The organism is Ruegeria sp. HKCCA0235A (assembly GCF_013033235.1).
Lineage (GTDB): Bacteria > Pseudomonadota > Alphaproteobacteria > Rhodobacterales > Rhodobacteraceae > Ruegeria.
The window spans coordinates 152,317-177,207 of record NZ_WQDQ01000003.1 but is presented as its reverse complement, the minus strand read 5'-3'; the positions used below and the strand labels follow the sequence as shown (position 1 = coordinate 177,207).

The following is a 24,891-nucleotide window of genomic DNA, read 5'->3' as shown; positions in this document are numbered from 1 at the left end:
CCTGAATTTGCCTGTTATGGTCTGACGGTTGGGGCTTTATTCTGTCAGCGGATCACCGACCCGCATGATTTCCCACTCTAGCGTGATGCCGCTTGTTTCGTAAACCTTTTTTCGCACCTCTTCGCCAAGACGTTCGAGGTCGGCAGCGGTGGCCAAGCCGGTATTGATCAGGAAATTCGAGTGCTTCGGGCTCATCTGCGCACCGCCAAGCGTCGCGCCGCGCATTCCGGCGTCGTCGATCACTTTCCACGCCTTGAGGTCATGCACGTCATCCGTCTGCCCGGTCGAAGAAAACCCGGCTGGATTGCGAAAGGTCGACCCCGCACTGCGATCTTTGGTCGGCTGGGTTTCGTCGCGCTTTTTCAACTGCGCCGCCATACGGGCATGGAGATCTTGGGGATTGCCTGAAGGGCCCTCGAACACAGCCGAAATCAGCACTGCGCCTTCCGGCAGGTCCGTCTGGCGATAACGAAAATTCAACTCTTCGGGTGTCAGGTCCACAAGCGCGCCTTGCCGGGTGACAATCGTGGCCTTGCGCAGAACATCCGCCGTGTAGCTGCCGTAACAGCCCGCGTTCATCCGCACCGCGCCGCCGATCGAGCCCGGAATGGTGCGCAGAAAGGTCAGGTCGACACCGGCATCCGCCGCCTTGCGCGCAACATGCGCGTCCAGCGCCGCAGCCCCTGCCGTAACCGTGTTGCCGTCAACCGAGATCGCGTTGAACCTGCGCCCCAGCCGGATCACCACGGCCCGCAGCCCCCCATCCCGAACGATCAGGTTCGAACCGACGCCCATCGGAAAGATCGGGGTTTGTGCGGGCAGTTCCCGCAGGAAGGCTTGCAGGTCTTCGATATCGGCAGGCTGGAACAGGTAATCGGCCGGGCCGCCAACGCGAAGCCATGTGAGCTCAGAGAGAGGCCGCGCCTGAGACAGGCGACCTTTCGGAACGGGAAACGTTGTCATGCGTCTGCACGCACCGCCAGGCTACGTCCGCCCACACCGCCCATGATCGCGGCGAACAGAAACGGAAGAACACCGGCGGTCAGCCAGACCAGCGGGCCGAACGCCTGTTCTTCTTCGTCGGTGCCAATACCGGCCAGCACCACGATCAACGCCAGCCCGACGGCCGAGGCCAGACCGATCAGCCGCAACAAGCCGCGCAGGCCCAGCCAACGGCCCGCCGTGAAACCCGCGGCGGCACCTAGCAGGAAAGAAAGAATTGGCAGATAGGCAAATGTGGCGACGGACGCCATGGCGGACCTCCTGAAACTGGCCGGTTATTCGTCAGCCGCCTTCATGCCCTGCATTTTCATCTTTGTCCAACGGGTCAGATAAATCACGGGCCAGCGCAGCACGGACATACCCATGGCCAGCACCAGCAAGCCGATCCACGGGCCGTTCTGATAGGTGACATACCCCAGAATCGGAATGCCCACGGCGATCAGGATATAGGCGCGTGTCCAGTGGTTGTCTTTGCTTGGGATCATTGCCAGCAGATTCGCGGAAACACCCCACAGACCGGCAAGGGCGATGGACCAGTTCATTCCATGACCTCCCCACGCACCCATTTTCGCCAGTAATACCGGATGGGGTTGCGGAACATCGAAACGAATCCGCCGAAGGCGAAAACCGACCAGAACCAACCGTGATCATAACCCAGCCAGACGATCAGAACCGGAGCGCAGATCAGCAGGGTCACGCCCGGTGGAAACTGCATTCGCATCGGCAAGAACGCCACGATCGTGGCGCAGATCACCCAAAGGGCGGCAAGGATCATCGAATAGTCCATCTGTCCCCTCCGAGGACATGCGGCGGCTGCGGGCAACTTTTTTCACTTTCAGGTTGTGCACCAAACAGAAGGGAAGTCAAACAGCTTGTTTTCGTTGCAATCTCTCGGGCAGACCATTGGCCCAGGCGCTGATCGTACCGGCCCCGAGACAGACGACGATATCGCCCGGGCGGGCCTGCTCGCGCACAAGCCGCTCAAGATCGTTTTCGTCAAACAGCGCGCGGGCGTGGCGGTGGCCGTGACGGATCAGGCCCTGCACCAGATCGTCGCGCGATGCGCCTTCGATCGGGTCCTCTCCGGCGGCGAAGATATCGGCGATGGCCACGACGTCGGCGTCATTGAAGCAGGTGCAGAAATCGTCAAACAGGTTGGACAGGCGCGAATAGCGGTGCGGCTGGTGCACGGCGATCACGCGGCCTTCGGTCGCCTGTCGCGCGGCTTTCAGGACTGCAGTGATTTCAACGGGGTGGTGGCCATAGTCGTCGATGATGGTGACACCGTCGACCTCTCCGACCTTGGTAAAGCGGCGATTGACGCCACCGAAATTGGCCAGTGCCTCGCGAATTTCCGAGGCTTTCATTCCCAGATGGCGGGCAACAGCCACGGCGGACAAAGCGTTGGAAACGTTGTGGTCGCCGGGCATCGGCAGGGTGCAGCCTTCGATCACCTTGTCTTCGTATTGCAGGTGAATGTCGAAATGCGCGACGCCGCCCTTGTAGGTCAGGTTCTCGGCCCGCACATCGGCCTGCGCGTTGAAGCCATAGGTGCGCACGCGGCGGTCGGTGATGCGGCCGACAAGCGCCTGCACCTCGGCATGGTCGGTGCAACACACAGCCAGCCCGTAGAAGGGGATATTCGAGACGAATTCATGGAAGCCCGCGCGCAGCTTGTCGAAATCGCCCCAATGCTCCATATGCTCGGGGTCGATATTGGTGACGATGGCGATGGTCGCAGGCAGGCGGTTGAACGAGCCGTCGGATTCGTCGGCCTCGACCACCATCCATTCGCCCTGTCCCATACGGGCATTCGAGCCATAGGCATGGATGATGCCACCATTGATCACGGTCGGGTCAAAATCCCCTGCCACCATCAGTTCGGCCATCATGGTGGTCGTGGTGGTCTTGCCGTGGGTCCCTGCAATAGCGATGTTGGATTTCAGCCGCATCAGTTCGGCCAGCATGTCGGCGCGGCGCACCACCGGCAGGCCCTGTGCCCGGGCTTCGTCCAGTTCCGGATTGCCCGGTTTGATCGCGGTCGAAACAACCACAACGGCCGCGTTTTCAAGGTTTTCGGCGCGCTGACCGACAAAGATCTCGGCCCCCAGACCTGCCAGCCGGTCGGTGATCTTCGATGCCTTGAGGTCCGAACCCTGCACCCGGTACCCCAGATTGAGCAGCACCTCGGCGATACCTGACATCCCGATCCCGCCGATCCCCACGAAGTGAATCGGCCCTACGTCCTGCGGCAGTTTGGTTGCTGGGTTCATGCGGTCTCCTTCTGCGCCAATTGCTCGACGAGGGCGGTCAGACGCTCGGTGGCGTCAGGTGCCCCGACGGACAAGGCGGCATGGGCCATTTTCTGTGCGGCTTCGGGGTTCGTGAGAACCGTGGTGATTTGCTGTGTCAGCGCGGGAACGTCAAGAGCCTTTTCCGGGATCATGATGGCCCCGCCCGCCTGCACCAAGCCCCGTGCGTTGGCTGTCTGGTGATCTCCGGCGGCGGCGGCAAAGGGGATCAGAATCGACGGGCGCCCGATGACCGAGATATCGGCAACGCTGGACGCGCCAGACCGCGAGATCACCAGTTGGGCATCCGACATGCGACGGGGGACATCATCAAAGAAGGGCTGCACATCGGCGCGGATGCCGTGTTCGTTGTAGAAGGCTGTGACGCGCTCGCCGTCCTCGTCCCGGGCCTGATGTGCCACGCGGATGTGAGTGCGGATTTCTTCGGGCAGTGCGGCGATGGCACCGGGCACCACATCGCTGAGGATGCGTGCGCCTTGCGACCCGCCCATGACAAGGACCGACATCGGATAATCACCCGGCGGAATGTAACCGGCCGCAGCGCGGTCCAGAACGGCGGACCGGACCGGGTTGCCGGTGTGGATGCCATGTGCGCCCTCGGGCAGGTCCGTGGGCCACACACCGCAGGCCACCTGCGCGACGCGGGTGGCGAACAACTGGTTCACACGCCCCAGCACCCCGTTCTGTTCGTGGATCATGCGGGGGATTTTGAGCATGGTCGCAGCGCTCAGCGCCGGGATCGAGGGATACCCGCCGAAACCCACAACGACGTCGGGCTTGTCCCGCATCATCTGGAACACCATGGCAGCCACGCCACCGGCTATCTTGGGGCCGGCCATGGCCTTGGCCGCCAGACCGCCACGCGCGAATGTAGCCGATGATGCCTCGACGATCTCGGTCGAGTGCGGGAAACCTCCGGTATAGCGGGCGCCGCGCGGGTCGGTAGACAGGCGCACGCGCCAGCCCTTGTTCAGCATCGCCTCGGCCAGCGCCTGAGCCGGGAACATGTGCCCCCCGGTCCCGCCAGCAGCAATCAACAGGTATGGAGTCCCCATTATCCTCGTCCGCGCAGAATTTCGCCAAGCTCGCCCTGTGGGCGGGTTCGGGTGAAGGCCAGCAGCATTCCGATCGCAATACCCCCTGCAATCAGGGATGAGCCGCCATAGCTGACAAAAGGCAGCGTCATGCCCTTCGCGGGCAACAGACGAACCGCAACACCCATGTTGATCATCGCCTGCACGCCGAACATGCAGGCCAGACCGGCGCCCGCCAGACGGATGAACATGTCGCGTTCCCGCATCAGGCGCAGCAACGAACGTACCACGACCAACGAATAAAGCGCGATGATGATCAGCACCAGGATCAGGCCGTATTCCTCGGCCGCGACCGCGATGATGAAATCGGTATGCGCGTCCGGCAGCGACCACTTGACCTGCCCCTCACCCACGCCGACGCCGAACAGCCCCCCTTCGCGAATGGCGTTGGTGGCATAGCCCAACTGGGTGGTCGGATCGACCTCTTGATTCAGAAAGCCATCGATACGGCGGGCAAAGTGTTCAGAATTGGAATAGGCGAACATACCGCCCAGAACAACAAACCCGGCCATTCCGACCAGCAGCAGCATCGGCGCCCCGGCGACAAAATACATCACCCCCCAGCCGAACAGGATCAGGCAGGCCTGACCGAAATCAGGTTGCATCACCAGCATGCCGACAATCGCCATGCACAGGGCAAATGACCAGATCCGCCCGGGCGGGCCGTTGATCTCTTGTGAGGCCGCCAGCAGCCATGCAGCAACGACGATGAAGCCGGGCTTCAGAAACTCGGACGGCTGAAGCGAGGCGAACCCCAGCGAATACCAGCGCACCGCGCCCTTGCCGAAATCGGTCCCGAACACGGGCAGGAAAACCAGTGCCACGAAGGCCCCCAGGAAACCCAGCACCGCCAAACGGCGCACCAGCGTCGGCGACATCATCGAGGTCAGAAGCATCGCAATCAGCGCCAATCCGCCGAAGATGGCCTGACGTTCGACATAATGGAACGGATCGAACCCGTTTCGCCCGGCCAGCGGTGGCGAAGACGCCAGCCCCAGCAAAAGACCGATGGCAAACAGGATCAGAACGCACGACATCGTCCAGCGATCGATTGTGCGCCACCATTTCGGTAGAATCGGTTCTCCGCGCTGGTCCTGGACCGCGCCATACACCATCTCAGTCATGAGATACCGCCACTCTCTGCCTCGTCAACGCCCCGTTTTCGGGGTCTGATTGAGACTCTACAGGGATTTTTGTGTTTGGGCTAGTAGGATGAAGCCACAAGGCATAAATCGACCTTCCAGGCCCGATGCACCCCCAGCTTCACGTGGCGGCCTGCGGTTATTGCAGCTTTGGACACGCCGCTCAGCGGAGTGGCGCGCGTTGATCCACAAGGCGGGTCGCTATGCATTATTCCTTGATCGGATATCGGTCGGGTTCCTCAAACACGTCAATGACACGAGACCCCGCCTTGATGGTCCCTCCGTGCTCAACTCCACTTGGGATCGAGTAGCTGTCGCCGGGGCGGTAGATGCGGGTCTGGCCACCGATCGTGAGTTCAATTTCACCCTCAACCACCGTCCCCCATTGGGCACCATGCGAATGCAGGGGAAGCTCCATGTCCTTGAGGAAAGTGAAGAAAGCGACCAGCCCTGCATCTGATCGAATGACGGCCGTCTGCACCACATCTTCAGGAAAAGGCACATCCAGTTTTGGAAATGACGAAATAAATTCGGGGAATTGCATTCAGAGTTCCTTTTGCCAGTTTGTCTTGTCAAAACCTCTTTGCGGTATGGCCGCAGCATGTCAGTGCGCTGAAATTCTGGCAATCGCCCTGTCAGCCGACCTCGAATTTGCGAGAACGCGGCGAGCGCGCGCCGCGCGACTTCGGCATGGGCTCTTGCCATCTTGTTTAATCCACGCCATCCCCCGCGCATGACCTACGACACGATCATCCTTGGGGCCGGGGCTGCCGGCATGATGTGTGCGGCCCATTGCGGGGGGCGCGTGCTGGTGATTGACCACGCCAAGGCACCCGGCGAGAAAATCCGCATCTCGGGCGGGGGGCGCTGCAATTTCACCAACATCCATGCCGGGCCGGGCAACTTCCTGTCGCTAAACCCGCATTTCTGCAAATCCGCCCTTGCACGGTACACGCAATGGGATTTCATCGATCTGGTCGGACGTCACAACATCGCCTGGCATGAAAAAACCCTGGGCCAGTTGTTCTGCGATGGCTCTTCGAAACAGATCATCCGGATGTTGCTGGATGAAATGAGCGGTGCAGGAGCAGAGCTGTGGATACAAACCTCGTTGCGCGATCTGCGCAAGACCGAAAGCGGCTTTGCACTGGAGGTGGAGTGTGACGGGCAAAGGCAGCATCTGACCTGCACCAATCTGGTGCTGGCAACGGGCGGGAAATCGATTCCCAAGATGGGCGCAACCGGGCTGGCCTATGACATCGCGCGCCAATTTGGGTTGCGGATGACCGAGACGCGGGCGGCGCTGGTGCCGTTCACCTTTTCGGATGGGCGGTTCAGGGACCTGTCCGGCGTTTCACTGCCCGTGCGACTGTCGAATGATCGCGCCAGCTTCGACGAGGCGCTGCTGTTCACCCATCGCGGTCTCAGCGGGCCGTCGGTGTTGCAGCTGTCGTCATACTGGCGCGAAGGTGAGGCAATCCGGGTGAACCTGATCCCCGACCTTCCCCTGCTGGATCTGTTGCGCGCACAGCGGCAAAGCGCGGGTCGCAAGGCGCTGACCACTGAACTGGCGCGGCATCTGCCGGCCCGGCTGGTCGATTATCTGCGCCGGGTCATTCCGATGTCCGGGAAGCTGGCGGATCAGTCGGACGCGAAACTGACCGAGCTGACCTCGGCCCTGTCTGCGTGGCAACTGGTGCCGTCGGGGACCGAGGGGTATCGTACCGCCGAAGTCACCTTGGGCGGGATCGACACGGATGACCTGTCCTCGAAAACGATGGAGGCCAAGGATGTCCCCGGCCTCTATGCAATCGGCGAAGCGGTGGATGTCACCGGCTGGTTGGGCGGCTACAACTTCCAGTGGGCATGGTCGTCAGGCCATGCCGCAGGTGTTGCAATTGCCGCCGGGCGTTAGCCTACGACGTTGTAGCCGCGCCCGCGCATGCAGTTGCGCACGATCACTTCCTTATTCTGGTTTTTATTGATGACGTCTGCGCCAGCGCCAACCAGGGCACCTGCCACAGCCGCACGACCAAGATTGTCGCTGCTGTCCTGAACGATCCCGGTAACGGCCGCGGCACCAACTGCGCCAATTGCTGCGTTCCCCGCGGTAGAGCCATCAACGCTGCTCTGCGATGCCGCCAGTTGTTGGCATTGCTGCAAGTCCACGTTGTAGTTCGGACCGACCGGGCCGTCGACGATGGGCTGATAGTTGGCACCCGTGTTCGTACAGGCCCCCGCAACAAGAATGGCGGGCAGGATCAGAGAAAGTCTACGAAATGGCATAGTCATAACCTCGTGTTGAATCTGGAGGCAGGCAAAACCAATAGTGATGCCGCGTCAAGCTGATAGCATCCAAGCTTGGCCCAGCCGGCGGTCTATTGCAAATGGCTATTCTGCCAGCCTGCGCCTGACTTGCGTTGCAAAGTCATCGCCGCGCTGTTCGAAATTGTCATATTGGTCGAAACTGGCAGCAGCCGGGGCCAGCAGCACAGTGTCGCCTGCCTCGGCATCTTCCATGGCCTGCGCCACGGCGGCCTCCATCGTCGTACAGACCTGCGTATCAGCCTCGAGCTGCATCGCAAAACTCGCGGCTTCGCGTCCGATGATATATGCTTTGATGACCTCGCCCGTCGCCGTGTTCAGGGCTGAAATGCCGCCCTCTTTCTCAAGACCGCCGCAAATCCATCGGATCTTTTTGAACGCCATAAGCGCTTTCAGGGCGCTGTCGACATTGGTCGCCTTGGAGTCGTTGACATAGGTAACCCCATCGGCCTCGGCGATGATCTGGCTGCGATGCGGCAGGCCCGGATAGGAATGCAGCGCATCTTCGATCACGCGCGGGGCAAGGCCCAGCGACCGGCAGGCGGCGTAGGCCGCGCAGGCATTCTGGTGGTTGTGTGCACCGGGCAGGCCTTTGATCGCGCGCAGGTCGATAGACCCCGCCTGCCGCCCCTTGCGGTATTCCGACAGGAACCCTTTGCGCGCAAAGACCTGCCAGCCCGGCCCGGTCAGCTTCCGCGCCACCGAGATACGGATCACCCGGTCATCCGATGGCCCTTCGGCCAGTTGTCCGGCCAAAAACGCACCTTCGGTTTCGTCGACGCCAATGATCGCACGGTCAGGACCGCCTTCGGCAAAGAGGCGCCGCTTGGCCGCGAAATATCCCCCCATGCCGCCGTGGCGGTCCAGATGATCGGGCGACAGATTGGTGAACACCGCCACATCGGGGGTCAGAGCGCGGGCCAGCTCGGTCTGATAGCTGGAAAGCTCCAGCACCACGACCGAACCATCACCGCCCGGATCGATATCCAGAACACCGCGCCCGATATTGCCCGCCAACTGCGCCTCGCGACCGGCCTCGGTCAGAATGTGGTGAATCAGAGCGGCGGTGGTCGATTTCCCGTTCGATCCCGTGACCGCGATCACGCGCGGAGGCGTGTCGTAGTTGTTCCACTCCGGTCCGGCAAAGGAGCGGAAGAACAGGCCGATGTCATTGTCCACCGGCACGCCTGCATCCAGGGCTGCCGCCACCACAGGGTTCGGTTCAGGATAGAGATGCGGAATGCCCGGTGAAACGATCAGCGAGGCGATGTCGTCAAATGCCCCATGCTTGCGCAGGTCGGCGCAGGAGAAACCCTCGCCTTCGGCGGTATCACGGGCGGCTGGGTTGTCGTCCCAGCACACCGGTTCCGCCCCGCCCGCACGCAGCGCGCGTGCAGTAGCCAGACCCGATCGGCCCAGCCCCAGAACGGCGACTTTCTGTCCTGAAAAGCCTTTGACCGGGATCATTCACTTCGGTCCTTTTTTGCCAAACACCCTGTCACCATCAACCAAATCATCAATGGGAACAGGAACAAACTTCCCCAGGCAATCAAGAAAGCCGCCTCTTTTGCGTTGAACAATTGTGAAAGGACGATGGGTAACACAACCAGTGAAAATCCGACAAAAAAAGCCAATATCCGTACTTGAGCCTTCCAGCCTAATTCCTCAACCTTTTCGTAACCTTCATCTTCTTTTATCTGCTGTAAGCCACGAAGTGAAACCAGAACGGCATGGGTCAACAGGCAGTAGAGTATTACCGCCAAAAAAAGCAGTGCAATAAAATAGGCTATCCACCATCGGGGGTTGTTAGCATCTGTAAAAACACTGGCTGAAAACCAAAGCCCCCATGCTAGCGCTAGGGCGCTGACCAATGCTTGGAATGCACTAGAAACCCACTCTAAATGTGGCCTTAGTCCTTCAAGAAACTTTGACACTTACCTTACCTTCAACGTCGCCAGACCGATCATCGCCAGGATCAGCGAGATGATCCAGAAGCGGATCACGATGGTTGGCTCGGCCCAGCCTTTTTTCTCATAATGATGATGGATCGGGGCCATCAGGAAGACCCGTTTGCCGGTGCGCTTGAAGTAGAGGACCTGAATGATCACGCTCAGCGCCTCGACCACGAACAGGCCGCCGACCACGGCCAGAACCAGCTCGTGCTTGGTGGCCACGGCGATGGCACCCAGCGCGCCGCCCAGGGCCAGCGATCCGGTGTCACCCATGAACACTGCCGCCGGAGGAGCGTTGTACCAGAGAAACCCGAGGCCGGCCCCGAACAACGCGGAGGTGAATATGAAGATCTCACCGGTGCCCGGGACGTAATGCACATCGAGATATTCGGTAAAGTCGACCCGACCGACCGCATAGGCGATCACGCCCAGGGTCGAGGCTGCGATCATCGCCGGCATGATGGCCAGCCCGTCCAGACCGTCGGTCAGGTTCACCGCATTGGCGGCCCCCACGATCACGACAATCGCAAAGGGGATATAGAAGATGCCCAGATTGACCAACGTGTCCTTGAAGACGGGTACAGCCAGTTGGTTCTGCAAGGCTTCGGGATGGTGCAACGTCGCCCAAAGCGAGGCCAGCACGGCGATGATCACGCCCAACGCCAGACGCATCCGGCCCGAAACCCCTTGCGTATTCTGTTTTGAAACCTTGGCATAGTCGTCCGCAAATCCGATGGCCGCATAAGACAAGGTCACAAAAAGAACCATCCAGACATACGGATTGTCCAGCCGTGCCCAGACAAGGGTTGACGTGACCAGAGCTCCGACAATCAGCAATCCACCCATCGTCGGTGTGCCTGCCTTGGAAAAATGCCCTTCGGGGCCGTCGTCACGGATCGGCTGGCCTTTGCCCTGTTTTTTGCGCAGCACGTTGATCAGGGGTTTTCCGAAGATGAACCCAAAGATCAACGCGGTCATGAAGGCACCGCCTGCGCGGAAGGTGATATACCGGAAGAGGTTCCAGAAATCCCCTCCGTCCGACAGAGCGGTCAACCAGTACAGCATGACAATACCTTTCTCACACGAGGCGCGCGGGCAAGTTCACCCATCAAGCGCGCCCCCTTGCCCCATTTTGCGCAGACCGTCAACAATCGCGGCCAACGCCATGCTGAGTGAGCCCTTGGCGAGCACCGTGTCTCCATCCCGGATCAAGGCAGGCAGATGTTCCGCCATTTGCGCACTGGTTGCGAACCAGAGCCCACGTTTCTTCTCGGGCAGCGCGTGGTGCATCGCCTGCATCAACGGCCCGATGCAATGAACCTGATCCACCCGCGCCATCGCCTCGATATCCGCCATGGCGGCATGCATGGCCTCTTCCTGGGCGCCCAGTTCCTTCATGTCACCCAGAAACGCAATGCGGCGGGTGCCTTTGGAGGCGGCCAAGACATCCAGCGCAGCCTCCATCGAGGTCGGGTTGGCGTTGTAGCTGTCATCCAAAAGCTCGATCTGCCCACCCCCTGACAATGGCAAGCTTTCGCGTACCCCACGCCCCTTGACGGGTGACCACGCTGGCAGGCCCGCGATGGCCTGATCCAGATCGACCCCCAATTCGACGCAGGCCGCCAAAGCGCCAAGCGCGTTCATCGCGAAATGCGTGCCGGCGGAGTTCACCTCGAATTGAATCACCTGATCACCGACCAGTGCCCTGGCCTTCACTGCGTTGGACTCGGGTTGAACATCGGTCAGCCGGTAATCCGCCGCGCTGCGCCCAAAATCAACAATCCCCGCCCCATGCGCCTGCGCTGTCTGGCGCAGGATGTCCGCGTGGTCGATATCTGCATTGACGATCGCAGCCCCGCCAGGTTCAAGCCCTTCAAAGATCGCCGCTTTTTCCCGGGCAATACCAGCCACCGACTCGAAAGCCTCCAGATGCACTGCCGCCACGGTCGTCACCAGCGCCACATGCGGGCGGGCCTGTTCGGCGAGCGGGGCAATTTCACCGGGGTGATTCATGCCGATCTCGATCACCGCAAATTCCGTATCGCGAGGCATCCGCGCGAGGGTCAGGGGCACGCCCCAATGGTTGTTGTAACTGGCGACGCTGGCGTGGGTTTTCCCTTGGGTTTCCAGAATTGTCGCCAGCATTTCCTTGGTCGATGTTTTACCCACACTGCCTGTCACGCCGACCACGCGCGCATCCGTTCGGGCCCGTGCCGCTTTCCCCAGGGCCTCTAGCCCCGCCTGCACGTCTTTGACGATCAGCAAGGGGGCGCCTTCCGGTACATCGTCCGGAACACGGGAAACCAGTGCGGCGCCTGCTCCTTTTTCCAGCGCCTGTGCCACGAAATCATGCCCGTCCCGCGCCGCTTTCAGCGCCACGAACAGATCGCCGGGCCGAAGGGTGCGGGTGTCGATGGATACGCCATTTGCGGTCCAGTCGGTCGTCGCCTGACTGCCCGTCGCCGCGGCCGCTTCGGATGCAGTCCAGAGCGTCATGCGACCCTCCCGTCCAGCGCTGCAACGGAAATGCTGGCCTGTTCCACATCGTCGAAGGGCAGAACCTGATCCCCCACGATCTGACCGGTTTCATGCCCCTTTCCGGCGATCAGCAGCGCATCACCGGGTTGCAGCGCATCGATGCCGCGCAGGATGGCCTCGGCGCGGTCGCCGACTTCGGTCACGCTGGCGTCGCCTGCTGCCTCTGACGCGCCTGCCATCACGGCCGCGCGGATGACTGCGGGATCTTCGCTGCGCGGGTTGTCATCGGTGACAAAGACCACGTCTGCATGGTGGGCTGCCGCCCTACCCATCAAGGGGCGTTTGCTGGCGTCGCGATCCCCGCCCGCACCGATAACGGCAATCAGACGGCCCATCACATGCGGGCGCAGCGCCTTGAGAGCCGTGGCGACAGCATCAGGCGTGTGGGCATAATCCACAAACACCGCCGCTCCATTGTCACGCGTGGCTGCCAGTTGCATCCGCCCGCGAACCGTCGTCAGATGGGGCAGAGTTTCGAACACGCTTTCAGGGCTGTCCCCGGCAGCAATTACCAGCCCACAGGCCAGCAGGATGTTTTCGGCCTGGAACCCGCCGATCAGGTTCAGGCGGGTCTGGAACGTTCGGCCCTGCCACGCAAAGCGCAGGTCTTGCCCCGTGGCGTCGAACCGCTGGTTGATCAGACACAGGTCGGCATCGCCCAGCCCCACCGTCAGCACCGACTGGCCGCGCATCTCGGCGATCCGCCGGACCTGGGCCCCTTTCGGATCGCTCAGGTTGACGACGGCCGTTCCATCCTGCGGCAAAACCCGGTCGAACAGACCGGCCTTTGCGTTGAAATAGGCCTCGAAGGTTTCGTGGTAATCCAGATGGTCCTGCGTGAAGTTGGAGAAACCGGCGGCAGTCAGGTGAACGCCATCAAGGCGGCGCTGTTCAAGGCCGTGGGACGAAGCCTCCATTGCGGCATGGGTCACGCCGTTCTCGACCGCCTCGGCCAGACAGCGGTGCAAGGTGATTGGCTCGGGTGTGGTATGGGCCAGTGGCGCTGTCCACGCACCTTCAACCCCGGTGGTGCCGAGGTTGACGGCGGCGTGACCAAGCGCGGACCAGATCTGCCGGACGAAGGTGGAAACAGATGTTTTGCCGTTCGTTCCCGTGACGGCCACGATGGTTTGCGGCTGCGCGCCGAACCACAGCGCCGCGGCACCGGCCAGCGCCTGACGCGGGTCTTCCACCACGGCCAGCGCTGCGTCCGAAGCTGCCAGTTCGGCCTCGGCGATCTCTGCCCCTTCGGCATCGGTCAGGATTGCAGCGGCCCCCATGCGCAGGGCAAACTGAATGAACTCTGCCCCATGAACGCGGGATCCGGGCAGCGCGGCAAACAGGAAGCCCTCCTTCACCTCGCGGCTGTCAACGGCCAGACCAGTGATATCCGGGTTTGCGCCCTCTCTTGCGGTCAGGGCCAGCTGGCTGAGTTTCTTCGTCCTTGTGCCCATGACCCACCTCTTGCCGGACAGCCTAGTTTGAGGTCAGCGTTATAGCAGCGCCCGCCTCAGGCTCAAGCCGGGGACGCAACCCCAACAACGGTGCGACGCGGCCGATGAGTTCGGCGGCAACAGGCACGGCGGTCCAACCGGCCGTGCGGCGTTTTTCACCGTAGGCCACAATCGAAGGCTCGTCCAACGTCACGATCAGAACGTATTGCGGATCGTAGGCCGGGAAGATCGTCGCAAAGGTGGCAATGACCTTGTCATCATAGTACCCGCCGCGCGGTTTGGGCTTGTCGGCCGTACCGGTCTTGCCCGCCACGTCATAGCCCTTGACCTCGGCGAAACTGGCGGTGCCGTCCGTTACCACTTTGCGCAGCATCTTTTGCGCCTGCCGTGCAGTGTTCTGCGACATGACACGAGGCCCGTATTGCGGGCCGTTCTGGCGCAGAATGGTCGGGCTGACGTAATGCCCGCCATTGGCAATCGCCGCGTATCCCGCGGCCAGATGCATCGGGCTGGTCGACAGGCCATGGCCATAAGAAATTGTCACGGTACTGAGCTCGCCCCATTTCTTCGGCTTCAGCGGCACACCGCCCTTGGCCTCGACAATCTCGAATGGGGTCGGATCGAACATGCCAAGTGCGTCCAGAAACTCCTGCTGCCGTTTGGCCCCGATTTGCAAGGCCAGACGCCCCGTGCCTCGGTTCGAGCTGTGGACGATCACATCCGCCACGCTGATCTTGCCGTAATTTTTGCCGTTGAATTCGCCGATGGGAAAGCGGCCGATCTTCATCGGCCCGGACGTATCGATGATGGTGTTCGAATTCACCAACCCAAGTTCAACGGCCTGGGCCGCGGTGAAAATCTTGAAAACAGATCCCAGTTCATACACGCCTTGCACATAACGGTTGAACAGCGGGCTGTCCGAGGGGTCAAAGCCCGAGGTCGGCGGGCGCGGACGGTCATTCGGATCAAAAGAAGGCAGCGAAGCAGCGGAAATAACCTCGCCCGTATGCGCGTTCATCAGAACGGCCGAAGCCCCCTTGGCGTTCATGATCTTCATACCGCCGTAAAGAACCTGTTCAACTGCGGCTTGAATCGTCAGGTCCAGCGACAGTTGCAGCGGCTTGTTACCGTTGGCCGGATCGCGCAGATAATCGTCGAACTGCTTTTCCACACCAGCCACGCCGATCACTTCGGCGGCGCTGACGCCTTCACGACCAAAACCGGACCCGCCCAGGATATGAGCGGCCAGCCGCCCGTTGGGGTAAAGCCGCATTTCACGCGGACCGAACAGGATGCCGGGATCACCGATGTCGTGCACGGCCTGCTTCTGCTCGGGCGAAATGCGTTTCTTGATCCACAAAAATTTGCGGTTGCCGGTGAAGTCCTTGATCAGCCGCTCTTTTTCCAGATCAGGAAAAATCGCAACCAACTGCTCTGCAGCGGCAACGGGATCGATCATCAAAGGGGGCTGCGCGTAAACGGAATAGGTGTCCAGATTGGTGGCCAGTATGCGCCCTTCGCGATCGACGATGTTGGCGCGCTGCATGGCAATCGCTGCTCCCGGCGCGCTGGCCAGAGGCTCTTGTGCTTCCGAGGTCGCCAACATGCCCATGCGGAAGCCGACAATGGAAAAAGCGCAGAAGAAGAACAGGCCCAGTACCAGCAGACGCCCTTCGGCGCGGGCGCGGGCGCGATCTTTCATATCCTCGTGACGCTTGCGGATGTTCTCGCGCTCGATTGCCTTGGGGTTTTCGCCCCTGGCGCGGGCATCAAGGATTCGGGCCAGAGGGCGCAGAGGGGTGCGGGTCATGGAATTTGCACCTCGCCCAAAGCCTGAATGTCAGTGATGGCCTGCAATTCAATCGGATCAACGACGGGCAGGTCCGGGTCTTCGGCATAGGCGATCTGATCCGCGCGTCCGAACTGCTCGGCCCGCAACGGCAGCAGACCAAGGCGTTCAAAGTTCAGGTCGGCCAGTTCGCGCAGCCTGTCCGGGCGGTTCAGATAGGCCCATTCCGCGTTCAGAACGGCCAAGCGCACCTGTGCCATTCCGATCTCGCGCTGCAAAGACTGGGTTTCTTTTACCACTTGCTGGGTCCGATAGTTTTCCTGATAGGCCCACAACGCCAACCCGAACACGGACAGAGCAGTCAACACATACAAAACACTCTTCATCTTGCCCTTCCCCCCAGTTGCGGCATCCCGATGGCCCGCGCTTCAATTTCCCCCGCCGGAGCATCGGTTCGGATCGCCACGCGCAGTTTGGCCGAGCGCGCGCGCGGGTTTTCCTGCAATTCCTGTTCATCAGGCCCCACCGCCTTACGGGTCTTCAGTGTGAATTGCGGCTGTTCCTGTTCGATCTCGGGCGCATAGCGGTTCGCGCGCCCCGTCTTGCCCGCGCGGGACTGGAAAAACCGTTTCACCATTCGGTCTTCAATGGAGTGGAAAGTGACAACGGCCAGTTGCCCGCCGGGCTTCAAAGCACGTTCAGCGGCCATCAGCCCCTGAAACAGTTCTTCATATTCTGCATTCACGGCGATCCGCAGCCCCTGAAAGCTGCGCGTGGCCGGGTGGGATTGACCCGGTTTAGGACGCGGCAGGCAGGATTCGACGATCTCGGCCAGACGCAGAGTCGTGGTGATCGGCTCTTCCGCGCGCGCTTTGACGATCGCCCTGGCAATCCGGCGGCTGGCGCGCTCTTCACCATAGTGGAACAGGATGTCGGCCAGTTGCGCCTCGGTCGCGGTATTGACCAGATCGGCGGCGCTTTCGCCATCCTGGCTCATGCGCATGTCCAAAGGGCCATCCTTCATGAACGAAAATCCACGGTCGGCCTGGTCCAGTTGCATCGAGGAAACGCCAAGGTCTAGAACAACGCCGTCCAGGTTCTGCGCATATTCATCCATACGAGAGAACACGCCGGGCTGCATCACCAGCCGATCACCATAGGCGCCCGCCCAGTCTGACGCCATCTCAAAAGCCAGCGGGTCGCGATCCACGCCAATCACCTTGTCGGCCCCGGCCTCCAGCAATCCGCGGGTGTACCCGCCTGCGCCGAAGGTTCCGTCCAGCCAGACGCCCGTGACCGGCGCCACCGCCGCCAGGAGCGGGCGCAGCAAGACAGGGATGTGAGGAGCGTCCGGTTTTGGGTGATCCGCGGCCGCCATGCCGTCACCCGCCCTCGACTTCATCGAGGAATTGCAAAGGATCAACATCGTCGCCAAGGCCGTCCAGCCATTCCTCGGTCGCCGCCAATTCTTCGGATTCGTAGGTCTCGGGCTTCCAGATCTGAAAAGTATCCCCGGCGGCGATAAAAAACGCCTCGCCCTCAAGGCCAATCTTCTTGCGCAGCTTTGCCGGCAGCACCAGCCTCCCGGTTTCATCGACATTGGTCGGGAAGGACTGCCCGTGGAACAGGCGCTGCAACATCTTGCGCTTCATCGAACCGCGAGGCAGCGCGTCGATCTTGGCATCGACCTCGTCGATGGCCTGCATGGTATAGCATTCCAGGTATTTGCGGCGATGATCCCCGTAGACGATCACAAGCTCTGGATTGTCGCCGGGTTGCCAGTTGGGATCGGAGGACTCAAGCACGCGGCGAAACGAGGCCGGGATCGACACCCTGCCTTTCGCATCCACCTTATGGTGGCTTTCACCTCTAAACCTGCGCGCCAAGACGACTGTCCCTTTCGCTTGCGCCCCACTTGAAATTCGCGTTCCCCCCGGATGAAAAACGGCGGGTTGATCTGCTGCCACTGATCAACCCGCCGCATTGACCCGCTTTGCGGGATGTCCAGCTGCACGCGCCACCTGGGGGGATGTCTGCTCGCCCGCGCGCCGGATCTCTTGATTGATGAAAGCGAGATGCCTGTATGAAACCTGATTATTTTTGGTCGGGGTCGTTTGGTGCCCCTGCTGCCTCGTCCTCATCGGATGTATTAGGGATGCCATGGGAATTCATGGAAATCAACAGGAATTTTGCGAATCGTGTTCCATGAATCACGCTTCAGGAACAATACTACCATGAAACTTGAACGTAATTACACCAACTATAGGCCAGAGCAACACAACACCCCCTAGATGTAGATGATTTGAGGCTGAAATTTTTTTCCCACGATTTCCCAAAAAATCTAAAGAATTGCCGTTTTGATTGGAAAAACCCAGCATCCTTGGGCAGCGATCTCGCAGAATCATTCGCTTTTCGCGCGCAATTCCGACGGGACTTCGCCCCCGACAACCACATCGGCCCATGAAATCCCGTGGCGTTCAGGCAGTACGCCCTACGACCTGCGAAACCGGTAAACTGGGCAACAGGGAATAGTTGAACCGCCGCGCTTTGCCTGGCGCTTCGGTCACACGCACGTCTAAAATCGTTTTATTGCGCACAAATTCCAGCCAACACCGCTCAATTAGAGGGCAAGCCGTGGGAAGGCCATGTTTCCGCTGTTACCCGTGACCCAAGGGAAGGCCCAATGTTTCAAGGCGCATTTAGAGTTGAAGGAAAAAACTGAACCAATCTATGCGCTTGCTGCATAGCAGCATTGACGACGCGACCTATTGTGCAATCGCAGCATTTGCCTATTTTCAACCTCAAGCAAGGGCCGAGCGTAATCGGCAAAGCAGATAAATACGGATGATGAGCATGGCAGTCGCAAGCACACATACAGCCTCGAAGAGCGCACCGGCGTTCGGAATCGCAACTTTGATCGAAAACGCAAAGGCGCGTTTTGCCCGCTATCGTATGTATCGCCAGACCGTCAATGAGCTGGCAGGACTGTCGGACCGTGAACTGGCCGATCTGGGCCTGCATCGGTCCATGATCCGTCGGGTGGCCATGCAGGCCGCCAATGATCACATTGCGCAATAAGCGCGCCACGAATACCGAGATCAGGCCCTTCCTCCTCCCTTAGGGTCTGTTATCAGCGGCAACGTCTCTCCTCCTCCCTGACGTTGCCGCACCAAATACCGGCCTCAACCCGCCGGATCCTGATACATCGAGGCTCTCCTCCTCCCTGCCTTGATGTTGAAAGCGCGCGGCGACGCCTTCCTCCTCCCTGACGTCGCCGCGTCTTCTCCATACCGGGTTCAAACCCGGGTTCGAATACATCGGGGCTCTCCTCCTCCCTGCTCTGATGTTGACAAGACGGCGGTTCCCCTTCCTCCTCCCTGGGAACCGCCGTTTTTTTTGTTTTTCTGACATAGGTGTAAGATGGCCCTCTGATTTCTGATCCGGAGGAAACAATGGCCGCCTATTTCATCGCGCAAATCGACATCCACGACCCGGATGGGTATCAGGATTATCTGGCGGGTTTCATGCCGATCTTCGACCGCCACAAAGGCCGTCTGCTCACGGTTTCATCGAAACCGGTCGAACGGATCGAAGGCGATTGGCCCGAAGGTGGCATTGTGCTGATGGAGTTTCCGGACCTTGCCGCGGCGAAAGCCTGGAAGGATGACCCTGATTACATCGAGCTGGCGAAGATCCGGCAAGCCACCGCCTCGACCAATCTGGTTCTGGTCGAAGGGATATGACGCCTCAGAACGGGACGTCATCCTTGTTGGTCAGAAAACGTGAGACCACTTTCTTTGTGCCTGCCTTGTCGAACTCGACTTCGACCTTGTCGCCCTCGATCCCGACAACCGCGCCATAGCCGAATTTCTGGTGGAACACCCGTTCCCCCAGCGTGAAACTGGCCACTGCGGTCGCGTCGATCACCGTGTTGCGGGATTCGCGCGGCTGCGACATGCCGTATTGCCCCTGCCGCGCCTGCATCCGCCTCCAGCCCGGCGAGTTGTAGACATTCGCTTCGGCCGCACGGGTTTCAATGCCCGCAGCGGGCTGGCCGCCACCATAGAGACCCGGAGGCGTAAGGACCTCAACGTGATCTTCCGGCAATTCGTCGATGAACCGGGACGGCATGGAGTTCTGCCACTGCCCGAACACCCGCCGGTTGGCGGCAAAAGAAATGGTACACACTTCTTCGGCACGGGTGATGCCGACATAGGCCAGGCGCCGTTCTTCCTCGAGCCCCTTGAGCCCGGATTCGTCCATTGACCGCTGCGAGGGGAACAGCCCGTCTTCCCAGCCCGGCAGGAAGACGGCGGGAAACTCCAGCCCCTTGGCCGCGTGCAGGGTCATGATCGAAACCTTGGCGCCGTCGCTGTCCTGTTCGTTGTCCATGACCAGACTGACATGTTCCAGAAACCCTTGCAGGTTCTCGAAATTGTCCAGCTGGTTCACCAGTTCCTTGAGGTTTTCAAGGCGCCCCGGCGCTTCGGGTGTCTTGTCGTTCTGCCAGTGGGCGGTATAGCCGGATTCGTCGAGAATGATCTGCGCAAGTTCGATATGCGTATGCTCGGGTGCGCCGAACCGCATGGGCGAACCGTCATCGATCACCGAATCGTCGTCCACCTCGATCCGTGGCCCACGCGTCATCGCATTCCAACGCGCCAGACCGTCGATCAGTTCGCGCAGCGCCTTGCCTCCCTTGCCCTTGATCAGCCCGTTGTCGACCGCAATCCGAGCCCCTTCGACCAGTGACACCCCATTTTCGCGCGCGGTCATCTGGATGGTTTGCTGCGCCTTGTCACCCAGGCCGCGTTTCGGCGTGTTTACGATTCTCTCAAACGCAAGATCATCCTCGGGGCTGACCACCAGCCGGAAATAGGCCATGGCATCGCGAATCTCCATCCGCTCATAAAAGCGCGGGCCGCCGATCACCTTGTAGGGTAGACCGATGGTCAGAAACCTGTCTTCGAAGGCGCGCATCTGGTGGCTGGCGCGCACGAGGATCGCGATCTCATCAAGGTTCATCGGGCGAATACCCCGCGTACCGCCCTGCATCGCGTCGATCTCCTCGCCGATCCAGCGGGCCTCTTCCTCGCCATCCCAATGGCCGATCAGATTGATCTTGTGGCCTTCCTCGGCTTCGGTCCACAGCTCTTTGCCCAGGCGGTTTTCATTGCCGCGAATGACGTTCGACGCAGCCGCCAGAATATGCGGGGTCGAGCGGTAGTTCTGTTCCAGCCGCACCACATACGCGCCGGGAAAGTCCTTTTCGAACCGCAGGATGTTGCCCACCTCGGCCCCGCGCCAGCCATAGATCGACTGATCGTCATCGCCGACGCAGCAGATGTTCTTGTGCCCGCCCGCCAGCAGCCGCAGCCACAGATATTGGGCGATGTTGGTGTCCTGATACTCGTCCACCAGGATATAGCGGAACCAGCGCTGGTATTGCTCCAGAACATCCTGATGGGTCTGGAAGATCGTAACCATGTGCAGAAGCAGATCGCCGAAATCCACCGCATTCAGTTCGCGCAGGCGGGTCTGATATTGGGCATAGAGCTCAATGCCCTTGTTGTCATAGGCGCCGGCATCGGCGGCTGGCACCTTGTCGGGTGTCAGCGCACGGTTCTTCCAATCGTCGATGATCCCCAGCAACATCCGCGCAGGCCAGCGTTTGTCGTCGATATTTGCGGCCTGCACCAACTGCTTGAGCAGGCGCAGCTGGTCGTCGGTATCCAGTATGGTGAAGTTCGATTTCAAATCGACCAGTTCCGCATGGCGGCGCAGCAGTTTGACGCAGATCGAATGAAAGGTGCCCAGCCACGGCATCCCCTCAGCAGGCTGTCCCAGCAGGCGACCAACCCGTTCCTTCATCTCGCGCGCGGCCTTGTTGGTGAAGGTTACCGACAGAATCTCATTCGGACGTGCGCGCGCGGTGTTGAGAAGATGCGCGATCCGGGCGGTCAGAGCCTTGGTCTTGCCCGTCCCGGCACCTGCCAGCATCAGAACCGGTCCGTCCAGACGCTCGACCGCGTCCCGTTGCGCCGGGTTCAGCTCATCCAGATAGGGCGAAGGGCGCACGGCCATGGCCCGCGCCGACAGCGATGCGCCCTCGAAGGCGTCCATTTCGTCAAAACTGCTCATGGCCCCAAACTACGCCGGATAAGCGCGAAGGGAAAGGGTTTGTTCACGGCTTGTTCACAGACTTTTCGCACTTCTTTTTACATTCAATTCTCAACAAACACGCCACCGCCCCGCACCCCCGTTAACTCTCTGTCAAATCCTGACTGGGATGTTTGGCACAGTGTAGTGGGAGCGGACAAATGAAACAGGCGGAACTGACGGGTCAGTCCTCGAGGCTTAAGATGATGGGCGTGGCCCTGATGCTGCTCGCGCTGACGGCAGCAGCGGGCTGGGGAATCTACGCCGCCCCGGCGCCAGTGGTTGATCGCATGCTGGAAGCAGACCTGCGAAAGAACGCGATGCGGATGAGCCGCCAGGTCGAAAGCCATCTGAACGATCTTGAACAGGCATTCCGTTTTCACGCATTGACCGATCATGACCGGGAGTTTCTGGAGCTACTGCCCGAAACCACAGACATTTACCGCTTCAAGCTGTTTGATGCTTCGGGGCAGGTGTTCTGGTCGACCCGAGCCAGCGACGTCGGGTTCGTGAATACGAAACCCTATTTCCAGTCGATCGTCGCCGCCGGAGGGCTTTTTTACAAACACGAAGAGAAGCCGGTTACCGAAGTTGAGTCCTTTGTTGTCGACAATTCCCGGGATACGGAACTGAGCAGCCGCCATGTGGCCGAGGTTTATACGCCGATCATCAAGGATGCGACGTTCATGGGCGCGATCGAGTTCTATTCCGACATAACCGACCTGCGGAACCTGTTCATCACGCGCGTTCGCCTGTCTCTGGCGCTGCTGAGCGGGGTCGCCCTGCTGGCGCTGACGACTGTCATCCTGATTGTCCATCGCACCAACCGTCGTCAGGTTCGCGACCTTCGCAAACGGGCCCAGAAAGAGAGGGAGCTGATGGACGAACAGCTGCGCCTGGCCCGCGAGGTCCGCCTGCTGGGTGAATTGAACGAATGGCTGCAATCAAGCCGGTCACTGGATGAACTGTTCGACATGGTGTCCCGCTTCATGACCCATATCCTGCCAGAGGCCGAAGGCAGCGTGTATGTCTACTCAAACTCACGCGACGTGCTGGATGGCTGCGCCAGCTGGAACGGTGGAACTCATAAATCCCACATTCATCCCGAAGGATGCTGGGGATTGCGGCGCGGCCGGACCTACGAGTTCGGCGCATCCGAGATTGATTTTGTATGCGAACACGCCGAACCGCATGACGGGCGACCTTATTTCTGCTTTCCCATTCTGGCCCATGGCGAAACCGTTGGTCTTTTGCATCTGCGGGCACTTGAGGGGCGCGAAGACTGTTTCAACAAGAGCCGCAAGCTGGCCCAATTATGCGCCGAACAGATCAGTATGGCGATCGCCAATGTCCGCATGCGGGATCAGCTGCACGACCAATCGGTACGAGACCCGCTGACCGGGCTGTTCAATCGCCGCCATATGACCGAGACGCTGCGCAAGTCCATCAGCCGCAGTCATCAGACGGGCGCCGCGCTAAGCCTGATCGCCGTGGACGTGGATCACTTCAAGAAGTTCAACGATACTCATGGGCATGATGCGGGCGACATGGTATTGCGCGCAGTCGGCGCCGCCCTGGAACAAGGGTGCGACCGGGACGAAGTCGCCTGCCGCATCGGTGGTGAAGAGTTCATGCTGATCCTGCCTGACAACAGCCCCGAAGATGCCGTGACCCGCGCCGAACAACTGCGCCAGGCGGTTGAAGCCGTAACCGTACGATATGGCGAGAAGGCATTGCCTCGCATTACGATATCGGTCGGGGTCGCACATTACCCGGCCCACGGCACCATGCCGCAGGACCTGATGCGCGCGGCAGACGATGCGCTTTATGTCGCCAAGGACAAGGGGCGCAACCAGGTGCATGTTGCAAGCGGCACCAGGAACCAGACCAAAAATGCGCCGCCTGAAAACCGGCAACCACCTAAGGATGCAGCTTAAAAAACTTGCCGAATCGCATGGCAGGTCGGATCAATCTGCATGGACTTGCACAGCACCTATCCCGGCATACCGGATCTGAAACACCGTGCGCGCCGTCGTCTGCCGCATTTCGTGTGGGAGTATATCGACAGTGGAACCGGGATTGAAACGACACTGCGCCGGAACCGTCAGGCGCTGGATGAGGTGCGCCTCTGCCCCTCGATCCTGCATGGCGAGCTGGACTTTGATACGTCAAAGTCGTTTCTCGACGCTTCGTATCCGCTGCCGTTCGGAATCGCGCCGATCGGAATGTCCGGGCTGGTCTGGCCCCGCGCCGAGCAACTGCTTGCCAGCGCGGCCGCAGAGGCGGGTATTCCCTATACCCTGTCGACCGTAGCCAGCCAAAGCCCCGAAGACATGGCACCGCATCTTGGGGACAATGCCTGGTTCCAGCTTTACCCGCCCCGGGATCCGGATATTCGAAAAGACCTGCTGAACCGGGTCCGCAAAGCCGGGTTCAAAACCCTGGTCCTCACCGCGGATGTTCCCGTCGCATCGCGCAGGGAAAGGCAGATACGATCGGGCCTGCGGCAACCGCCAAAGCTGACCCCGCGCATTCTGGCGCAGATCGCCCAAAGACCCGCGTGGGCGATTGGCATGCTGCGCAACGGTGTGCCGCACATGCGAACGCTGGACAAATATATCGAAAACCCCGGAAATCTGCCGCCCACGGCTCATATCGGTTACCTGCTTCGAACCTCGCCGGATCTGGACTATGTCAAATGGCTGCGCGACCATTGGGACGGTCCGCTTGTCCTGAAGGGTGTCCTGCGACCTGAGGATACGAGCAGGCTGGAACAGGTCGGTGTCGATGCCTTGTGGGTGTCGAATCATGGCGGCCGTCAATTTGATGCGGCCCCGGCCAGCATCGAGGTTCTGCCCTCTGTCCGGGATGCAACCCGCCTGCCCCTGATCTTCGACAGTGGTGTCGAAGGCGGTCTGGATATTTTGCGGGCCATGTCGCTGGGCGCAGACTTCGTCATGCTCGGGCGGGCTTTTTTGTATGGTCTTGCGGCACTTGGCGCGCGGGGGCCTGCACATGTCATCGAGATTCTCAGGCAGGACCTGCATGCAAATATGGGCCAGATGGGCCTGGCAAGCCTGTGTCAGATTGAGAGTTAACGTTAAACATTTGATGCTGCGGCGCA

General features: G+C 60.4%; 24 protein-coding genes. 5 read left to right on the top strand and 19 right to left on the bottom strand.

The window, feature by feature from the left end:
• Positions 1–36: 36 nt before the first annotated feature.
• The 8 genes from murB to GOW56_RS06940 form a co-directional block, all read right to left on the bottom strand.
• Positions 37–963, bottom strand: a complete 927-nt coding sequence (murB, locus tag GOW56_RS06975; protein WP_171205423.1) for a UDP-N-acetylmuramate dehydrogenase — start codon at positions 961–963, stop codon at positions 37–39.
• Positions 960–1,253, bottom strand: a complete 294-nt coding sequence (locus tag GOW56_RS06970) for a hypothetical protein (RefSeq protein ID WP_171205422.1) — start codon at positions 1,251–1,253, stop codon at positions 960–962. The genes murB and GOW56_RS06970 overlap by 4 nt, the downstream gene beginning before the upstream one ends.
• Positions 1,254–1,277: 24 nt before the next feature.
• The gene (locus GOW56_RS06965) at positions 1,278–1,544 is read right to left on the bottom strand and encodes a DUF2484 family protein (RefSeq protein ID WP_171114920.1); all 267 of its coding nucleotides are present in this window, start codon (positions 1,542–1,544) and stop codon (positions 1,278–1,280) included.
• On the bottom strand, positions 1,541–1,789 hold the full coding sequence (locus GOW56_RS06960; RefSeq protein WP_152458658.1) for a DUF2484 family protein: 249 nt from the start codon (positions 1,787–1,789) through the stop codon (positions 1,541–1,543). Before GOW56_RS06960 ends, GOW56_RS06965 begins: the two co-directional genes overlap by 4 nt.
• Before the next feature lie 76 nt (positions 1,790–1,865).
• On the bottom strand, positions 1,866–3,275 hold the full coding sequence (gene murC / locus GOW56_RS06955) for a UDP-N-acetylmuramate--L-alanine ligase (protein WP_171205421.1): 1,410 nt from the start codon (positions 3,273–3,275) through the stop codon (positions 1,866–1,868).
• Positions 3,272–4,369, bottom strand: coding sequence for a UDP-N-acetylglucosamine--N-acetylmuramyl-(pentapeptide) pyrophosphoryl-undecaprenol N-acetylglucosamine transferase (locus GOW56_RS06950; RefSeq protein ID WP_171205420.1), 1,098 nt, complete (start codon positions 4,367–4,369; stop codon positions 3,272–3,274). Before GOW56_RS06950 ends, murC begins: the two co-directional genes overlap by 4 nt.
• Complete coding sequence (ftsW, locus tag GOW56_RS06945) at positions 4,369–5,532, bottom strand: putative lipid II flippase FtsW (RefSeq protein ID WP_171205419.1); 1,164 nt, start codon at positions 5,530–5,532, stop codon at positions 4,369–4,371. The genes GOW56_RS06950 and ftsW overlap by 1 nt, the downstream gene beginning before the upstream one ends.
• A gap of 226 nt (positions 5,533–5,758) precedes the next feature.
• Positions 5,759–6,094, bottom strand: coding sequence for a cupin domain-containing protein (locus GOW56_RS06940; RefSeq protein ID WP_171205418.1), 336 nt, complete (start codon positions 6,092–6,094; stop codon positions 5,759–5,761).
• Between the two features lie 189 nt (positions 6,095–6,283).
• Between GOW56_RS06940 and GOW56_RS06935 the strand changes: the two genes are divergently transcribed.
• A complete protein-coding gene (locus GOW56_RS06935; RefSeq protein WP_171205417.1) occupies positions 6,284–7,465 on the top strand; it encodes an NAD(P)/FAD-dependent oxidoreductase in 1,182 nt (393 codons plus the stop codon).
• Here GOW56_RS06935 and GOW56_RS06930 read toward each other — a convergent pair.
• From GOW56_RS06930 to mraZ, 10 genes are all read right to left on the bottom strand, one after another.
• On the bottom strand, positions 7,462–7,836 hold the full coding sequence (locus tag GOW56_RS06930) for a glycine zipper family protein (RefSeq protein ID WP_224853408.1): 375 nt from the start codon (positions 7,834–7,836) through the stop codon (positions 7,462–7,464). The two genes, GOW56_RS06935 and GOW56_RS06930, sit on opposite strands and share 4 nt — an antisense overlap.
• A 105-nt stretch (positions 7,837–7,941) precedes the next feature.
• A complete protein-coding gene (gene murD, locus GOW56_RS06925; protein ID WP_171205416.1) occupies positions 7,942–9,342 on the bottom strand; it encodes a UDP-N-acetylmuramoyl-L-alanine--D-glutamate ligase in 1,401 nt (466 codons plus the stop codon).
• Positions 9,339–9,809 carry a hypothetical protein gene (locus GOW56_RS06920; RefSeq protein WP_171205415.1) on the bottom strand — a complete coding sequence of 157 codons (471 nt, stop codon included), beginning with the start codon at positions 9,807–9,809 and terminating at the stop codon, positions 9,339–9,341. The genes murD and GOW56_RS06920 overlap by 4 nt, the downstream gene beginning before the upstream one ends.
• Positions 9,810–10,892, bottom strand: a complete 1,083-nt coding sequence (mraY, locus tag GOW56_RS06915) for a phospho-N-acetylmuramoyl-pentapeptide-transferase (protein ID WP_152458667.1) — start codon at positions 10,890–10,892, stop codon at positions 9,810–9,812.
• A 36-nt stretch (positions 10,893–10,928) separates the two neighbouring features.
• The gene (gene murF / locus GOW56_RS06910; protein ID WP_171205414.1) at positions 10,929–12,323 is read right to left on the bottom strand and encodes a UDP-N-acetylmuramoyl-tripeptide--D-alanyl-D-alanine ligase; all 1,395 of its coding nucleotides are present in this window, start codon (positions 12,321–12,323) and stop codon (positions 10,929–10,931) included.
• A complete protein-coding gene (locus GOW56_RS06905; protein WP_171205413.1) occupies positions 12,320–13,819 on the bottom strand; it encodes a UDP-N-acetylmuramoyl-L-alanyl-D-glutamate--2,6-diaminopimelate ligase in 1,500 nt (499 codons plus the stop codon). The genes murF and GOW56_RS06905 overlap by 4 nt, the downstream gene beginning before the upstream one ends.
• Before the next feature lie 22 nt (positions 13,820–13,841).
• Positions 13,842–15,629, bottom strand: coding sequence for a penicillin-binding protein 2 (locus GOW56_RS06900; RefSeq protein ID WP_171167208.1), 1,788 nt, complete (start codon positions 15,627–15,629; stop codon positions 13,842–13,844).
• Positions 15,626–15,994 carry a cell division protein FtsL gene (locus GOW56_RS06895; RefSeq protein ID WP_152458671.1) on the bottom strand — a complete coding sequence of 123 codons (369 nt, stop codon included), beginning with the start codon at positions 15,992–15,994 and terminating at the stop codon, positions 15,626–15,628. Before GOW56_RS06895 ends, GOW56_RS06900 begins: the two co-directional genes overlap by 4 nt.
• Positions 15,991–16,986 carry a 16S rRNA (cytosine(1402)-N(4))-methyltransferase RsmH gene (gene rsmH, locus GOW56_RS06890; RefSeq protein ID WP_171205547.1) on the bottom strand — a complete coding sequence of 332 codons (996 nt, stop codon included), beginning with the start codon at positions 16,984–16,986 and terminating at the stop codon, positions 15,991–15,993. The genes GOW56_RS06895 and rsmH overlap by 4 nt, the downstream gene beginning before the upstream one ends.
• A 4-nt stretch (positions 16,987–16,990) precedes the next feature.
• A complete protein-coding gene (mraZ, locus tag GOW56_RS06885; protein ID WP_152458672.1) occupies positions 16,991–17,494 on the bottom strand; it encodes a division/cell wall cluster transcriptional repressor MraZ in 504 nt (167 codons plus the stop codon).
• Between the two features lie 967 nt (positions 17,495–18,461).
• Here mraZ and GOW56_RS06880 point away from each other — a divergent pair.
• Together GOW56_RS06880 and GOW56_RS06875 are read left to right on the top strand one after the other, a co-directional pair.
• Complete coding sequence (locus GOW56_RS06880; protein ID WP_152458673.1) at positions 18,462–18,686, top strand: DUF1127 domain-containing protein; 225 nt, start codon at positions 18,462–18,464, stop codon at positions 18,684–18,686.
• A gap of 374 nt (positions 18,687–19,060) precedes the next feature.
• Complete coding sequence (locus GOW56_RS06875) at positions 19,061–19,351, top strand: DUF1330 domain-containing protein (protein WP_171205412.1); 291 nt, start codon at positions 19,061–19,063, stop codon at positions 19,349–19,351.
• A gap of 4 nt (positions 19,352–19,355) precedes the next feature.
• On the opposite strand, the gene GOW56_RS06870 is transcribed toward GOW56_RS06875, so the two are convergent.
• Positions 19,356–21,749, bottom strand: a complete 2,394-nt coding sequence (locus GOW56_RS06870) for an ATP-dependent helicase (RefSeq protein ID WP_171205411.1) — start codon at positions 21,747–21,749, stop codon at positions 19,356–19,358.
• A 179-nt stretch (positions 21,750–21,928) separates the two neighbouring features.
• Here GOW56_RS06870 and GOW56_RS06865 point away from each other — a divergent pair, with 179 nt between their 5' ends.
• A complete protein-coding gene (locus GOW56_RS06865) occupies positions 21,929–23,704 on the top strand; it encodes a diguanylate cyclase (RefSeq protein WP_171205410.1) in 1,776 nt (591 codons plus the stop codon).
• 39 nt (positions 23,705–23,743) lie between these two features.
• Positions 23,744–24,865, top strand: a complete 1,122-nt coding sequence (locus GOW56_RS06860) for an alpha-hydroxy acid oxidase (RefSeq protein ID WP_171205409.1) — start codon at positions 23,744–23,746, stop codon at positions 24,863–24,865.
• The last annotated feature ends 26 nt before the right edge of the window (positions 24,866–24,891 follow it).